Origin of the sequence: Sinorhizobium numidicum, from assembly GCF_029892045.1 — a bacterium.
GTDB classification, from domain to species: domain Bacteria; phylum Pseudomonadota; class Alphaproteobacteria; order Rhizobiales; family Rhizobiaceae; genus Sinorhizobium; species Sinorhizobium numidicum.
In genome coordinates this window covers 102,371-116,375 of the sequence record NZ_CP120368.1, presented here as the reverse complement: position 1 = coordinate 116,375, position 14,005 = coordinate 102,371, and the positions used below count along the sequence as shown (strand labels likewise).

The window sequence follows — 14,005 nt, the reverse complement described above, 5'->3', positions numbered from 1 at the left end:
CACAAGGTCGCTGTAGCACTTCGAATTGCTGCATGATTCCTCAAATCGGAACCGATTTGAGGAATCATGCAGTAGGACCGGCATTTCAGGCTTCAGTGGCAATCATCTCTTTCAGGATGGCGGCGAGCCGCTTGCCGCCGACGGGCGCCATGTCCTTCGTTTCGTGATGGCTGAGTTCCGCCCCGGTCATGCCCGCGCCGAAATTGGTAATGACGGAGGCCGCTGCAACCCTCAACCCGAAAAAGCGAGCCAGAATGACTTCAGGTACCGTGGACATGCCGACGGCGTCCGCTCCGAGAATGCGGGCCATCCTGATTTCCGCCGGCGTTTCGAAACTCGGGCCCGAGAACCACATGTAGACGCCGCTCTGCAGCGGAATGCCGAGCCGCGCGGCTGCTCCTTGCATCCGTTCAGCAAGCACGGCGTCATAGGCACTCGTCATGCCGACGAAACGCTCGTCGCCCTCAAGTCCGATCAGCGGATTGGCGCCGGAGAAACCGATATGGTCGGCGATGCGCATGACCGATCCGGGCGGCATGTCTTCCCGCAGAGATCCCGCCGAATTGGTGAGAATGAGATTTTCGACGCCAATCCGTTTCAGCGTATCGATCGGCACCCGCATCCCCCTGGCGTCGCCGCATTCATAGTAGTGAACCCGGCCTGAGAGCATTGCGACGGGGACATCGCCGAGCTTGCCCGCCACAACCTCACCGGCATGGCCAGAAACGCTGCTCACGGGAAAACCCGGTATTTCCGCGTAGGAGATGCGGATCGGTTCAGCCATCGCCTCCACCAGCGAACCGAGACCGGAGCCGAGCACGATACCGTAGCGCGGCGATAGCCCTCCCAATTTCCCTTTCAGGAATTCGGCTGCTTCCGTCATCCGAGGATCTCTGTCTCGAAGCTGTGCGGCAGCAGGTCGGAAAGTGCGAGGCTCTTCTTGATGCCTGTCTCGTCGCAGAGATAGATGCGCGTGCTCGCGCCGGAGAATTCCGCGAGGCGCTGCCGGCAGCCGCCGCAGGGCGGGCAAAGGGCAAGCTTCTCGGCAACCACGGCGACTTCCATGATCTTGCGCTGGCCGGCCATGACCATGTGGCTGATCGCCGTCGTCTCGGCGCACCATCCTTCCGGAAACGACAGGTTTTCGATGTTCGCGCCCGTATAGATCTTGCCGTCCTCGGCGCGAATGGCGGCGCCCACCGGAAACTTCGAATAGGGCGCATGCGCCTTTGCCATGGCTTCGCGCGCAGCAACGAAGAGCTCGTTCTTCGACATGGCTAGCGCTCCTTCACGTAGGGTACGCCGCCCGCCTTGGGCGGTATGGCCTTGCCGATAAAACCGGCAAGCAGGATGACAGTGAGGATATAGGGCAGAGCCTGCATCAATTGCACCGGAACCTGGCCAATGAGCGGCAAGGGCATGCCCTGCAGGCGTATGGCGAAGGCATCGAGAAAGCCGAAGAGAAGGCAGGCAAGCATCACGTTAAATGGCCGCCACTTGGCGAAGATCAGGGCGGCAAGCGCGATATAGCCCTTGCCCGCCGTCATGCCTTTGACGAAACCGGCCGTCATCGCCAACGACAAATAGGCGCCGGCAAAGCCGCAGAGAATGCCGCAGCAGATGACCGCGCGATAGCGCAGCCAGATCACCGAAATACCTGCGGTATCGACGGCACCGGGATTCTCGCCGACAGCACGCAGCCTGAGCCCAAAACGGGTGCGGTAGAGGATCCACCAACTGGCGGGCACCATGGCGAAAGCCACATAGGTCAGCAGGAAATGACCGGAAAAGAGGTCCGCATAGACCGGGCCGAGGATCGGGAGCTCGCGGACCGCGTCGGCGAAGGGAAAGTTGATCGTCTGAAAGCGCGCACCTTCCGCCAGCGCCGGCGTGCGCCCGCCTTGCCGGAACCAGGCCTCGCCCAGGATCACGGTGGAGCCGGCGACGATGAAATTGATCGCCACGCCCGAAACGATCTGGTTGCCGCGTTGGGTGATCGAGGCGTAGCCGTGAACCAGGGACAGAAGGATCGAAACGAGGATCGCCGCCAAGAGGCCCATCCAGACCGATTGGGTCACCGCGGCGACGGCGCCGGCCGCAAAGGCTGCACCGAGCATCTTGCCCTCGAGGCCAATATCGAATACGCCGGCCCGCTCGGTAAACAGCCCCGCAAGCGCCGCAAAGACCAATGGCACGGAGACGCGGATCGTCGATTCCAGAAGCACGGTGAGGACGTGGAAGAAATCCATGCTTCAAGCTCCCTTGGTCTGCGCTACGGCAGCCGCGCGCTGGCCTCGCATCGCGAAGGCACGGGTGATCGCCGGCCGGAACATGTTTTCGAGCGCGCCGGCAAAAAGAATGACGAGGCCCTGGATAATGACGATCATGTCGCGCGAGATCGACGGCATTTCGAATGCGATTTCCGCGCCGCCCTGGTAAAGCACGCCGAAAAGGACCGCGGCGGGAATGATGCCGCCCGGATGCGAACGCCCCATTAGCGCTACGGCGATGCCGACGAAGCCGGCGCCCTGGACGAAATCGAGCTGCATGCGGAACTGCTCGCCCATGATCGGGTTCAGCGCCATCATCCCGGCAAGTCCGCCCGAGATCATCATTGTAATGACCGTGATACGGCTCTCGCGAATGCCGGCGTAGCGAGCGGCTGACGGGCTATGCCCCATCGTGCGCATCTCGTAGCCGAGCTTGGTGCGCCAGATCAGCACCCAGACGCCGAAAGCCGCCGCGAGTGCCAGGAGAAAGGAAATGTTGAAGGGCGCCGTGCCGACGTTCAGTCCGAAGATCGACAGCAACCAGTCGAGCTTCGGCAGTTGTCCGCCCTCGGCGAAAGTCCGCGTCTGCGGAGCCATCGAGCCGAGCGGCTTCAGCACACGCGTGAGCAGATAGACCATCAGGCTCGATGCAATGAAGTTGAACATGATGGTGGTGATGACGATATGGCTGCCGCGCTTCGCCTGAAGCCAACCCGGCAGGAAAGCCCAGAGCGCTCCGAAGAATGCCGAGCCAACGATGGCGAGCGGGAAAACCACGTACCAAGGCATGGTCTTGTCGAGCCATAGGCAGGCGAGCGCTACGCCGATGCCGCCGACGTAAGCCTGCCCTTCACCTCCGATGTTGAAGAGGCCGCAATGAAACGCGACGGCAACGGCAAGACCCGTGAAGATGAAGGTCGTCGCATAATAAAGCGTGAAGCCGATATATTCGCCGCGACCGAAAGCGCCGTTGATCAGGTGGTAGGCGGCCTCAAGCGGATTTTCACCGACGAGCAAAACGACAAGGCCTGCCACAAGGAAGGCGACGGCGAGATTGATCACCGGGATCAGGCCATATTCGACCCATCCCGGAAGCTTCGCATAAGGGGTGCTCATTCCGCGGCCTCCTTGCGGCCTTCGACGCCGGCCATCAGCAGGCCGAGCTCGCCCTCCGTCGCTTCCGGGCTGCGCTCTCCGACAACGCGTCCGGCAAACATCACGAGAATGCGGTCGGAAAGCGAGCGGATCTCGTCGAGTTCGACCGAGACGAGCAGGACGGCTTTGCCCTGGTCGCGCATCTCGATGATGCGCTTGTGGATGAATTCGATGGCGCCGACGTCGACGCCGCGGGTCGGCTGACCGATGATCAAAACGTCGGGCCCGCGTTCCATTTCGCGCGCGAGAACGATCTTCTGCTGATTGCCGCCGGAGAAATTGGCGGTCTTCAGCCGGGCATTCGGCGGACGGATGTCGTATTTGCCGATCTTTTCCTCGGCATCCTCGCGGATCGCATCGATGTCGAGGAACACGCCGTTCGAATAACGCGCATCATGGTGGTAGCCGAGGATCGCATTCTCACTCTCCTCGAATTTCAAGACGAGCCCGACATGATGCCGGTCTTCCGGGACATGGGCGAGGCCGCGACCCCGAAGCGCGGCCGGATCGGCATGACCCGTCACGTCGACAGGCTTTCCGTTCAAAAACACCGTCCCGGAGGTCGCCTTGCGGATGCCGGCAATCGCTTCGAGCAGCTCCGACTGGCCGTTGCCGGCGACGCCGGCGATGCCGACGATTTCGCCGGCCCGTACGTCGAAGGAGACGTCGTCGACCATGGTGACGCCGCGGCTGTCTTTGACCGTCAAGCCTTGAACGGCGAGTTTCACGTCACCGGGGCTTGCCTCGCCCTTTTCGACCCGAAGCAGCACCCGGCGACCGACCATCAGTTCGGCAAGCTCCTCGACCGAGGTCTCGCGGGTGTTGCGGGTTGCAACCATCTCGCCGCGGCGCATCACCGAAACCTCGTCCGTGATCGCCATGATCTCGCGAAGCTTATGGGTGATGAGGATGATCGTCTTGCCCTGGGCCTTGAGCTGCCCGAGGATGCGAAAAAGATGGTTCGCTTCCGGCGGTGTCAGCACACCCGTCGGCTCGTCGAGGATGAGGATATCGGCCTTCCTGTAGAGAGCCTTCAGGATCTCCACCCGTTGCTGAAGCCCGACCGGCAGTTCCTCGATCAGCGCGTCGGGATTGACCTCGAGAGCATATTCCTTTTCGAGCCGCTTCAGTTCGACCCGCGCCTTGGTGATCCCCTTGTTGAGAATCTGACTGTCTTCGGCGCCCAGCATGACGTTCTCGAGCACGGTAAAGTTCTCGACCAGCATGAAATGCTGGTGCACCATGCCGATGCCGGCGGCGATCGCGGCATTGGGATCCCGCATGGAGACAGGCTTGTCATCCACGAGAATTTCACCGCTATCGGCCTGATAGAAACCATAGAGAATCGACATCAGCGTCGATTTTCCCGCGCCATTCTCGCCGATGATGCCGTGGATCGTGCCTTTGCGAACCTTGAGATTGATGTTCTTGTTGGCGTGGACAAGCCCGAAGCTCTTGTCAATCCCACGTAATTCGATGGCAATATCGTCCATATCGGCCCGCGATCCCCAATTCTTGCCCGCTTCGGCCTTCCTAAACCGTGCCGGCAATTTTTTACCATTTGGTATAAGTTTATCATCGATTTCCGGGTGCGAAAGCCCGCAATCGTGATCTCCTTATACTCTCCCCGGATCGCTGATGAGAGTCCAGCGCGAATATACACAGGCAGATCAGGCTGTTGCCGGTCGCCAAGGCGGCAACAGCCTGGAATTCTCAGACCCTGTCGATGGGCCGCAAGAGCCGCAGCGCATTCGCCGTCACCAGAACGGTGGCGCCGGTATCGGCCAGGATCGCCGGCCAGAGACCGGTGACGCCGGCCACGGTGGTTGCGAGGAAAACCGCCTTGAGGCCAAGCGCCATGCCGATGTTCTGGTAAATGTTGCGCATCGTCGCGCGCGAGAGACCGACCATCGCGGCGATATCCGAAACGCGCGCGTGCAGGCTGGCGGCGTCGGCGGTTTCGAGCGCGACGTCGGTACCGCCACCCATGGCGATCCCGACATCGGCCGCCGCCAGCGCCGGAGCGTCGTTGATGCCGTCGCCGATCTTGGCAACCGCAAACCCTTCGGCCTGCAGTTCGCGGATGATCCGCTGCTTGTCTTCCGGCAGGAGTTCAGACCGCACCTCGATGCCAAGCCGGCCGCCGATCGTTTCCGCGGTGCGCCGGTTGTCGCCGGTCAGCATCACCACGCGAATGCCGAGATTCGTCAGCGCCTTCACGCCTTTCGCGGCATCCGCGCGCGGTTCATCACGCATCGCGAGAATCCCTGCCGCCCTGCCGTCGGCAAGCAGTACGGAGACGGTCTTGCCCTGGTCATGGAGGGCGGCGATCAGTTCCTTCTGTCCCGCGGTCAGCGGGACGCGCTGATCGGCGGCCTGCGATGAACCGAGGAAAAGCGCCGCACCGGCCACCGAACCGGAAATTCCCTTGCCGCCGATCGCCTTTGCATCCTCGACCCGCGGCAGCGTCAGCCCGTCGGACTCGGCGCGCGAAAGAACCGCCCCCGCAAGCGGGTGCCCGGAGCCCTGTTCGAGTGCGGCAGCATGTCGGACGACCTCAGCTTCGGCCATGTCGAAACCGACGACATCGGTCATGACCGGCTTACCTTGCGTGAGCGTTCCGGTCTTGTCGAAGGCAGCAGCCGTGATCCGTCCGAGATCCTCGAGAACGGCTCCGCCCTTGATCAGAAGGCCGCGCCGCGCAGCCTCAGAGAGGCTCGCGGCAATTGCCGCCGGCGTCGAGATCACCAGCGCGCAGGGACAACCGATCAGCAGAAGGGCGAGCCCCTTGTAAATCCAGTCCTGCCAGATGCCATCCCAGAAAAGCGGCGGAACGATCGCAACCAGGACTGAAACGAGGACCACGGCAGGCGTGTAGTAGCGCGAAAAGCGATCGATGAAACGCTCCGTCGGCGCCTTGCTTTCCTGTGCCGCCTCGACCAGCTTGACGACGCGGGCGATGGTGTTGTCCGCGGAAGCGGCCGTAACGCGTATCCGCAGGGCGCCGGCGCCGTTGACGGTGCCGGCGAAAACGCTGTCACCGGTTTCCTTGGAGACGGGCGTGCTCTCCCCGGTCACCGGAGCTTCGTCGATGCTGCTTTCGCCGGCGACGATCACACCGTCGGCGGAAACTCTGTCGCCCGGCCGAACGAGGATGATAGCTCCGACCGGCAAGCTTTCCGCAGGAACTTCCCTCGTCGCTCCATCGGTCTCCATGAGCGCCGATTTCGGCACGAGCGCTGTCAGGGCCTCGATGCTCGCTCGCGCCTTGCTGGCCGCAACTCCCTCGAGCAGCTCGCCGATGAGAAAGAGAAACACGACCATTGCCGCTTCTTCGCCTGCACCAATGACGACGGCGCCGAGTGCCGCGATGGTCATCAGCATCTCGATCGAAAAAGGCGTGCCGGCAAAGGCTGCCATCACCGCTCTTCTGGCGATCGGCAGCAGCCCGACGAGCATGGCGAGCGTGAAGACCCAGGGACCACTCGCAGGAACGAATTTTCCGGCTGCGTAAGCGACGGCAAGTGCGATGCCGCAGGCGACCGCGAGACGGCCTTTCCCCGTTCTCCACCAGCGATCGGCGGCATGTCCGCGAGGACCGGCGGACGATTTCACAGAAACACCGTTCAAAAACGCGGATGCCCCGCCCTTCGGATGCTCGTGGCCGTGCCGATGTGCGCACCCGGCGTGTTCATGCGCATGGCCGCAGCAATCATGATCGTCTGCGTGCGGCAGTTCCGATTGCGTTAGGCCGTCCATGGGAGAAAGCCCGTAGCCGAGCCCGCCGACCTTTCGGATAATGACGGGACCGACAGCGCCTGTATGCCGGACCGTCATCGTCCCCATGGCCGCAGAAATCTTGACGTCTTCGACACCGGCGACGCGCCGCACCGCGGTGTCGATCTTTGCCGCACAGGAGGCGCAATCCATCCCCTCGACGCGGTATCTCGTTTCCCGAACATTGCTTTCCATTGCCTGCTCCATGCGACTCCCGAAGCAGGCTACGACCTCTAGCGACTAGAGGTGCAAGGCGGAAAGATGTCGCTGCACGGATTCCCTGTCTTCCGCTGGCGGTAGACGGATGCGGCTGCCGTCAGCAGCGCCGCTCGTCATTTACTGCCCCGGTGCGGGTCCTTGCCCGCAGCCTGACTGCTCTTCTTCGTTGCGTCGTCTTTTTTCGCTTGATCGCCTGCGCGGTTTCCGCCGTGCGTTCCCTTGGAACTTTTCGCGGTCTTTCCGTCCTTCAGATTGGTGGCCATTTTCGCCCTCCTCAGAGAGTTGGATTTACGAGGAGCGCAACCGAAGAACGTCAATAAAGTTCCGCGTGCTTCGGTCTGCAGCGAACGAGAGCCATCTGCGTTGACACTCCTTCGCACGGGCGAGCGCCACGGAACCAAACCATGAGCGGCCAGTTTGGATGGCGGGAAGCCAACGCGATTCCCGAAAAGAGGTAAGGCCATGAAAAATACCATCTTTGGCGTTGCAGTGCTGGTAAGCGCAGCTGCAATGCCGGCCCTTGCACAGACAGCATCTCCCTCCGGAAACACACCGGCCATCGCCACGCCCGGGACGCAAAACCCGGCGGCGCCGGTCGCCGGCGAGAACAGCTTCACAGAGGACCAGGCGAAGAAGCGTATCGAAGAGGCCGGCTACACCGATGTCAAAGGGCTGAAGCTCGACCACCAGGGCGTTTGGCGGGCGACGGCAATGAAGGACGGAGAGTCCGTCTCGGTCGCGCTCGACTTCCAGGGCAACATTACCGCCCTCTAGGCGGCGAAGCGCCCATCTGGGTCCAGAGGAGGAAAAAGAATGAGAACCATTTCAGGACTCTTTGACGACTACGACGATGCCCGGAAGGTCGTCAGCGAATTGGAAGGCGTCGGGATTCCCTCGGATAACATCAGTATCGTCGCCAACAATGCCGGCGATCGCTATTCCGACGTTAGCTCCGGAGCCGCGACAGGGGCGGGAGCGGGCGCCGGCCTCGGCGCTGCCGGCGGCGGTGCCATCGGTCTGTTGACGGGGCTCGGCCTGATGGCAATTCCGGGGGTCGGCCCGGTTGTCGCCGCAGGATGGCTGGCGTCGACGGCAGCAGGCGCTGCGGCGGGTGCCGTCGCCGGCGCAGCCGCTGGCGGCATTGTCGGCGCGCTCACCGATTCCGGCGTCAGGGAAGAGGACGCCCAGCTCTACGCGGAAGGCGTGCGCCGCGGCGGAACGCTTGTTACCGCAAAGGTGGATGATATGATGGTCGCTGAAGCGGACGCGATCATGAGGAAATGGAACAGAGTGGACCCATCGCTGCGCCGGCGCGTCTACACCGAAGAAGGGTGGACACGGTTCGACGAGCGGCTGGATCCGTACACGCTCGATCAGGTGCGGCGCGAACGGGAACGCTATCGCAGCATGATGCCATAAGGACTACCACGCAGTTCAGGAGCGGCCACCATGGACCGAGCGGCGGCCGCTCTTCAATGCCGGCGCAAACGCTCGCGGGGCGCTGCGCGAATGCATCATGATGCATGTTCCTCCTGACGATATCAATCGGGGCAGGCCCCGAGCCCATAGAGGAACTTCCGCAAGGCTGAGGTGTTGTCGTAGAAATCTCGTTCGTTCGGGAGAAAAGCATGACGTCAGCCATGCCGCCGCAGCCGGATGCCAACACGGCCGAGCCCCTCGCCCTGCCGCAACTCGTCAATGAAGAAGCCGAAGCCTTTGTTGCCGAAGCGATCGCGGAGCTTGTGCGGTCGAAAATTCCGTTTCTGATCGCGGGCACTTTCGCGGTGAGTGCCTATACCGGCATATCGAGGCCGACGAAAGATCTCGACGTGTTCTGCAAGGCGGGCGACTGCGCCCGCATCCTCCAGCACTTCAAATCCCTTGGATACGCCGTCGAGATCGAAGACGACCGATGGCTCGGGAAAGTGTTCAAGGGAAGGTTCTTCTTCGATGTGATCTTCGCCTCGCCGAACGGAACCATGCTGGTGACCGATGCCTGGTTTACGCATGCGGTGCCGGTAGAACTCAACGCCTGCCCGGTTTCGATCGTTTCGCCGACGGAATTGGTCTGGTCGAAATCCTTCATCCAGTTTCGCGACCGGTACGACGGCGCCGACGTGGCGCACGTCATCCTCAAGGCGCACGACCGGATCGATTGGACAAGATTGCTCGAATACATGGAAGCTCACTGGGAAGTCCTGTTGATCCATCTTCTCAATTTCCGATGGATATACCCTTCGGAGCGCAACAAGGTTCCGCTCTGGCTGATGGACGAGCTCCTGAGCAGGCTGGCGGCGCAACGCGACCTGCCGCTGCCGCAGACGAAAATCTGCCGTGGAAGGATGTATTCCCATATCGACTACGAAATCGACGTCAAGGAATGGGGATTCGGTGATGTCGGCGGCGACGGCGAGATGCGCGACGGAATAGAGGAACAGGTATCATGAGCAAAGTGAAGATCGCCGCCGTGGCGGACCTCCACGTGAAAGAGGACCGGTCGGTCTCCTACACAGAGCTGTTTTCAGAGATATCGCGCGTCGCGGACGTGCTCGTCATAGCCGGCGACCTGACGGATCTCGGCAAACCCGCGGAAGCCGAGCTTCTGGTCTCCGACTTGAAGTCCTGCACCATCCCCGTTGTCGCCGTTCTCGGAAACCATGATCACCAATGCAATGCGGTCGAGGAAATCTCGTCAATTCTCGTGAAGGCCGGCGTTCATCTTCTCGACGGCCAGACCGTCGAAATTGCGGGCGTGGAATTCGCCGGGACGAAGGGCTTCATCGGCGGCTTTGGGCGTCATATGTTGGGGGCGTTCGGCGAGGCCGCGATAAAGACGATGGTTTCGGAGAGCGTCGACGAGGCGATGCGGCTCGAAAATGCCTTGAGAACGGCCAAGACGCCGCGTGCGCTGGTGGTTCTGCACTACGCGCCGATTGCCGAAACGGTCGCCGGAGAACCCAAGGAAATCTACCCGTTTCTCGGCTCATCCCGCCTTGCGGAGACAATCGACCGTTTTGAGGTCAGTGCCGTCGTTCACGGCCATGCGCACAAGGGCGTCTATGAGGGGCAGACGCCGGGCGGTGCCCCCGTTTTCAATGTCGCCACGCATGTGGAAAAGCCCACCGGCCGCCCCTATGCCATACTTGAACTTTAAGTCTGCCTGATCGCGGCGACAACGTTGATCGGACGGACGAAGCTGCTCATGGCCGCAGCACGACCTTTACGCAGCCGTCTTTCTTATCGCCGAAGGTCTTGTAGAGTGTGGGACCATCATCGAGGCGGCCCCTGTGGGTGATAATGAAAGAAGGGTCGATCTCGCCGTTGCGGATGCGCTCGAGAAGCGAAGGCAGATAACGCTGCACCGGCGTCTGCGCCATGCGGAAAGTCAGCCCGCGGTTGATCGCCGACCCCATCGGGATCTTGTCCAGATATCCGCCATAGACGCCGACGATGGAAACCGTTCCGAAATTCCGGCAGCAATGTATTGCCTGCCGCAGCACGTGCGGGCGATCCGTTCCCATGAAGGTCGCGACCTTCACGCGGTCGACAAAGGAATCGAGGCTTGCCCTGCTGTCTGCCTCCGTCCCGACCGCGTCGATGCAGGCATCGGCTCCCCGACCGCGAGTGATCTCCATGATCCGCTCGTAAATACCCTCCTGCATGTAATCGAGGGTCATCGCGCCGGCCGACTCGGCGAGCCTCATCCGCTCCGGAACCGTATCAACCGCAATGACCCGTTCAGCGCCGAGCAGAAATGCCGAGCGGATCGCCATCTGACCGACCGGACCGCAGCCCCAAATGGCGATCGTGTCGCCCGGCTGGATGTTGCAGAACTCGGCGGCCATGTAGCCGGTCGGGAAGATGTCGGAGAGGAACAGCACCTGCTCGTCCGCCAGTTCGTCCGGAACCTTGATCGGCCCCACATCCGCATAGGGCACGCGCAGATATTCCGCCTGTCCTCCGCTGTAGCCACCGAGAAGATGTGAGTAACCGAACAGACCCGACGGCGAGTTGCCCCACAACTTTGCGGCCTTTTCGCGATTGGGATTGCTACGCTCGCAGCCGGAATAGAAGCCCCGCCGGCAGAAGAAGCACTCACCGCATCCTATGGTAAAAGGCACGACGACGCGGTCTCCGACCGTCAGCTTGGTCGTCCCTTTGCCCACCTCGACGACCTCGCCCATGGTCTCGTGGCCCAGGACGTCGCCGCGCTCCATGGCAGGAATAAGGCCGTTGAAAATGTGGACGTCCGAGCCGCAGATCGCACAGGCGGTGACCTTGATGATGGCGTCCCGATCGTCCTCGATCTTCGGATCAGGGACGCTCTCGCATCGGATATCGCCTTTGCCGTGCCAAGTCAGGGCTTTCACTTGGGCCTCCTTTGTCGAATGTCGCCCAAATGCAGGATTTCCGCGTCCGTCGAGGCAGGCGCAGCGCCCGCGTTGCGGTCCAGATCACGAGAGCGGATGCGGGGCGCAAAACCGCGCACACTTTTCCTCAGCCCCTCTAGATCACGATGATTTTAGGTCGGATCGACCTAAAATCATGAACGTGATCGATTCTAATGAGTTAGCGCGGGATGCGGGGCGCAAAACCGCGCACACTTTTCCTCATCCCGCGCTAGCTGCGATAGGGTCGTGTGCGGGGCATGCCACCGATCACAGCAGCGATCGCGAGACCGACGACGGCAACAGCCGCGACTGTCGCGATCGGAAATCTGCGCTTCGAACGCAGGCCCCCTTCGATGCCGCCCGGCACGGCCGGAGCTCTGAATAAGTTGCCGTTGCTTTTCGCGACCGGCGGCGCCTGCCTCAGATAATGCGACGTCAGGCGCGCCGTCAGCCAAGTCGTCGTGTTGGGCGCGAGGAAATGCGCGAAACGCGCCAGATTGGCCACCAGACCGACGGTGACCGACGGGCGTGGGTGTTCTGCGAGATGGACGATGGCGCGCGCGGCACGGCGCGGATCATAGACGGGCGGAGGAACGCTGAGTTTGCGGCCCGTGTAATTCGCACCATGGGCGACCCCGGGCGTGTCCATGAAGGTGGGATAGACGTCGCAGATATGGATATCGGGCTCATCGGCAAGCTCGGCGCGGAGAGCTTCGGAAAAGCCTCTCAGACCGAATTTGCTGGCGCCGTAGGCCGCCGCGAAGGGGGTGGCGGCGAAACCTCCGAGCGAGATCATGTTGATGAAGGTGCCGTGGCGCTGCTTGAGAAAGATCGGGATTGCCGCGTGCGCATCGTTGAAATGGCCGATCAGGTTGGTGCGGATAACCTGCTCATGAGCCTCGATGGGGGTTTCCTCGAATCGGCCGACCGCACCGACGCCGACATTGCTGAACCAGACATCGATCTTGCCGAAACTCATCGCCTTATTGGCCAGTTCCTTGACCGCGTCTGCGTCCGTCACGTCGGTCGGCTGAACCAGGACCTCGGCGCCCAGATCACGACAGGTCTTCGCCACGCGTTGAAGCGCTGCGGCATCGCGCGCCGCAAGCACGAGTTTCGACCCCCGCCGCGCGAATACCTCGGCAGCGGCTTGTCCGACGCCGGACGAAGCACCTGTGATAACGACCACTGCGTCTCTCAAGGGTTTCTTCATGGCGTCTCTCCATCTCGAACGCGCGTCTCGATGGAACCGCGAGCGGCTGAAGATGTTCCGCCGGCGATCGCCCTACCAGCAAGAACATCGCTCGCATCCCATAAAAACCGGAACAAACGCCGGGAGGAGCCGTTTTGGGGCGGGAGGCGTTGCGCATGGCACCGCGTTCGTTCTGGAAAGGATATCTGAAGCTGTCGCTGGTGACCTGCCCGGTGGCGATGACACCGGCCACCTCCGAAAATGAGAAAGTGAGATTTCACACTCTCAACCGGAAAACCGGCAATCGTCTCGCCAGCCAGTATGTCGACGCGGTGACCGGAAAGCCGGTCGACGAGGACGACGAGGTCAAGGGCTACCAGCGTGGCGAAGACGACTACGTGATTCTCGAGGACGAAGAGATCGAGGCAGTGGCGCTTGAGAGCACCCGCACGATCGATATCAGCATGTTCGTTCCGCGCGATGGCATCGAATGGATCTGGTATGACAAGCCGCACTACCTGACGCCCGATGACCCCGTCGGCGAAGAGGCGTTTTCGGTGATCCGCGACGCCATGGCTTCGACCAAAATGGTCGGGATTTCACGGCTGGTGATGTACCGGCGCGAGCGCGCAGTCATGTTGGAGCCTCGCGATAAGGGCATAGTCCTCTGGACGCTTCGTTATGGCGACGAGGTTCGCAGTGAAAAGGATTATTTTGGCCATATCAAAGAGAGCAAACCGGACGCGAAGCTCATGACGCTGGTGGAAAAGCTGATCGACGAGCGGACCAAGTCCTGGAATCCTGCCATGGTCAGCGATCCGGTACAGGATCGTTTGCTCGATATCATCGCTTCGAAAAAGAAGGGCAAGAAACGCGCGGGCAAAGCGAAGACAGAAGCAGAGACCGAGCCGCCCAGCAACGTCATCAACATCATGGATGCGCTGCGAAAGAGCATATCGTCGGAGGGAAAGTCGCCCAAGCGCCGCTAAGCCAGGGGTACC

14 protein-coding genes are annotated in these 14,005 nt (G+C 61.6%); 5 read left to right on the top strand and 9 right to left on the bottom strand.

Annotated elements, in window-relative coordinates; genetic code table 11:
• Window positions 1–85: 85 nt before the first annotated feature.
• The 7 genes from PYH37_RS11610 to PYH37_RS11580 form a co-directional block, all read right to left on the bottom strand.
• A complete protein-coding gene (locus PYH37_RS11610; RefSeq protein ID WP_280735088.1) occupies window positions 86–883 on the bottom strand; it encodes a purine-nucleoside phosphorylase in 798 nt (265 codons plus the stop codon).
• Window positions 880–1,275, bottom strand: a complete 396-nt coding sequence (locus tag PYH37_RS11605; protein WP_280735087.1) for a cytidine deaminase — start codon at window positions 1,273–1,275, stop codon at window positions 880–882. The genes PYH37_RS11610 and PYH37_RS11605 overlap by 4 nt, the downstream gene beginning before the upstream one ends.
• Window positions 1,276–1,277: 2 nt before the next feature.
• Window positions 1,278–2,249, bottom strand: a complete 972-nt coding sequence (locus tag PYH37_RS11600; RefSeq protein WP_280735086.1) for an ABC transporter permease — start codon at window positions 2,247–2,249, stop codon at window positions 1,278–1,280.
• A 3-nt stretch (window positions 2,250–2,252) separates the two neighbouring features.
• Window positions 2,253–3,386 (bottom strand): ABC transporter permease, encoded by a 1,134-nt coding sequence (locus PYH37_RS11595; RefSeq protein WP_280735085.1) that lies wholly within the window; start codon window positions 3,384–3,386, stop codon window positions 2,253–2,255.
• Window positions 3,383–4,918, bottom strand: a complete 1,536-nt coding sequence (locus PYH37_RS11590) for an ABC transporter ATP-binding protein (protein ID WP_280735084.1) — start codon at window positions 4,916–4,918, stop codon at window positions 3,383–3,385. The genes PYH37_RS11595 and PYH37_RS11590 overlap by 4 nt, the downstream gene beginning before the upstream one ends.
• A gap of 220 nt (window positions 4,919–5,138) precedes the next feature.
• Window positions 5,139–7,397, bottom strand: coding sequence for a heavy metal translocating P-type ATPase (locus PYH37_RS11585; RefSeq protein WP_280735083.1), 2,259 nt, complete (start codon window positions 7,395–7,397; stop codon window positions 5,139–5,141).
• A 137-nt stretch (window positions 7,398–7,534) separates the two neighbouring features.
• The gene (locus tag PYH37_RS11580) at window positions 7,535–7,684 is read right to left on the bottom strand and encodes a hypothetical protein (protein WP_280735082.1); all 150 of its coding nucleotides are present in this window, start codon (window positions 7,682–7,684) and stop codon (window positions 7,535–7,537) included.
• A gap of 199 nt (window positions 7,685–7,883) precedes the next feature.
• On the opposite strand from PYH37_RS11580, the gene PYH37_RS11575 reads away from it, so the two are divergent.
• The 4 genes from PYH37_RS11575 (at window position 7,884) to PYH37_RS11560 (ending at window position 10,575) form a co-directional block, all read left to right on the top strand.
• Window positions 7,884–8,195: a PepSY domain-containing protein gene (locus PYH37_RS11575; RefSeq protein WP_280735081.1), complete on the top strand. Its 312-nt coding sequence runs from the start codon at window positions 7,884–7,886 to the stop codon at window positions 8,193–8,195.
• Between the two features lie 39 nt (window positions 8,196–8,234).
• Complete coding sequence (locus tag PYH37_RS11570) at window positions 8,235–8,840, top strand: general stress protein (protein WP_280735080.1); 606 nt, start codon at window positions 8,235–8,237, stop codon at window positions 8,838–8,840.
• A 209-nt stretch (window positions 8,841–9,049) separates the two neighbouring features.
• Window positions 9,050–9,868: a nucleotidyltransferase family protein gene (locus tag PYH37_RS11565; protein ID WP_280735079.1), complete on the top strand. Its 819-nt coding sequence runs from the start codon at window positions 9,050–9,052 to the stop codon at window positions 9,866–9,868.
• Window positions 9,865–10,575, top strand: coding sequence for a metallophosphoesterase family protein (locus PYH37_RS11560; RefSeq protein ID WP_280735077.1), 711 nt, complete (start codon window positions 9,865–9,867; stop codon window positions 10,573–10,575). Before PYH37_RS11565 ends, PYH37_RS11560 begins: the two co-directional genes overlap by 4 nt.
• Window positions 10,576–10,621: 46 nt before the next feature.
• Here the strand turns inward: PYH37_RS11560 and PYH37_RS11555 are convergent, their stop codons facing one another.
• Together PYH37_RS11555 and PYH37_RS11550 are read right to left on the bottom strand one after the other, a co-directional pair.
• Complete coding sequence (locus PYH37_RS11555) at window positions 10,622–11,791, bottom strand: zinc-dependent alcohol dehydrogenase (protein WP_280735076.1); 1,170 nt, start codon at window positions 11,789–11,791, stop codon at window positions 10,622–10,624.
• Between the two features lie 250 nt (window positions 11,792–12,041).
• A complete protein-coding gene (locus PYH37_RS11550) occupies window positions 12,042–13,025 on the bottom strand; it encodes an SDR family oxidoreductase (protein WP_280735074.1) in 984 nt (327 codons plus the stop codon).
• 155 nt (window positions 13,026–13,180) lie between these two features.
• Between PYH37_RS11550 and ku the strand changes: the two genes are divergently transcribed.
• Window positions 13,181–13,993 carry a non-homologous end joining protein Ku gene (gene ku, locus PYH37_RS11545; protein ID WP_280735073.1) on the top strand — a complete coding sequence of 271 codons (813 nt, stop codon included), beginning with the start codon at window positions 13,181–13,183 and terminating at the stop codon, window positions 13,991–13,993.
• Window positions 13,994–14,005 lie beyond the last annotated feature (12 nt).

Excerpts from the sequence above, each read along its gene's own strand:
- PYH37_RS11610 (WP_280735088.1), bottom strand. The coding sequence starts at position 883 with ATGACGGAAGCAGCCGAATTCCTGAAAGGGAAATTGGGAGGGCTATCG.
- PYH37_RS11605 (WP_280735087.1), bottom strand. The coding sequence starts at position 1,275 with ATGTCGAAGAACGAGCTCTTCGTTGCTGCGCGCGAAGCCATGGCAAAG.
- PYH37_RS11600 (WP_280735086.1), bottom strand. The coding sequence starts at position 2,249 with ATGGATTTCTTCCACGTCCTCACCGTGCTTCTGGAATCGACGATCCGC.
- PYH37_RS11595 (WP_280735085.1), bottom strand. The coding sequence starts at position 3,386 with ATGAGCACCCCTTATGCGAAGCTTCCGGGATGGGTCGAATATGGCCTG.
- PYH37_RS11590 (WP_280735084.1), bottom strand. The coding sequence starts at position 4,918 with ATGGACGATATTGCCATCGAATTACGTGGGATTGACAAGAGCTTCGGG.
- PYH37_RS11585 (WP_280735083.1), bottom strand. The coding sequence starts at position 7,397 with ATGGAAAGCAATGTTCGGGAAACGAGATACCGCGTCGAGGGGATGGAT.
- PYH37_RS11580 (WP_280735082.1), bottom strand. The coding sequence starts at position 7,684 with ATGGCCACCAATCTGAAGGACGGAAAGACCGCGAAAAGTTCCAAGGGA.
- PYH37_RS11575 (WP_280735081.1), top strand. The coding sequence starts at position 7,884 with ATGAAAAATACCATCTTTGGCGTTGCAGTGCTGGTAAGCGCAGCTGCA.
- PYH37_RS11570 (WP_280735080.1), top strand. The coding sequence starts at position 8,235 with ATGAGAACCATTTCAGGACTCTTTGACGACTACGACGATGCCCGGAAG.
- PYH37_RS11565 (WP_280735079.1), top strand. The coding sequence starts at position 9,050 with ATGACGTCAGCCATGCCGCCGCAGCCGGATGCCAACACGGCCGAGCCC.
- PYH37_RS11560 (WP_280735077.1), top strand. The coding sequence starts at position 9,865 with ATGAGCAAAGTGAAGATCGCCGCCGTGGCGGACCTCCACGTGAAAGAG.
- PYH37_RS11550 (WP_280735074.1), bottom strand. The coding sequence starts at position 13,025 with ATGAAGAAACCCTTGAGAGACGCAGTGGTCGTTATCACAGGTGCTTCG.
- ku (WP_280735073.1), top strand. The coding sequence starts at position 13,181 with ATGGCACCGCGTTCGTTCTGGAAAGGATATCTGAAGCTGTCGCTGGTG.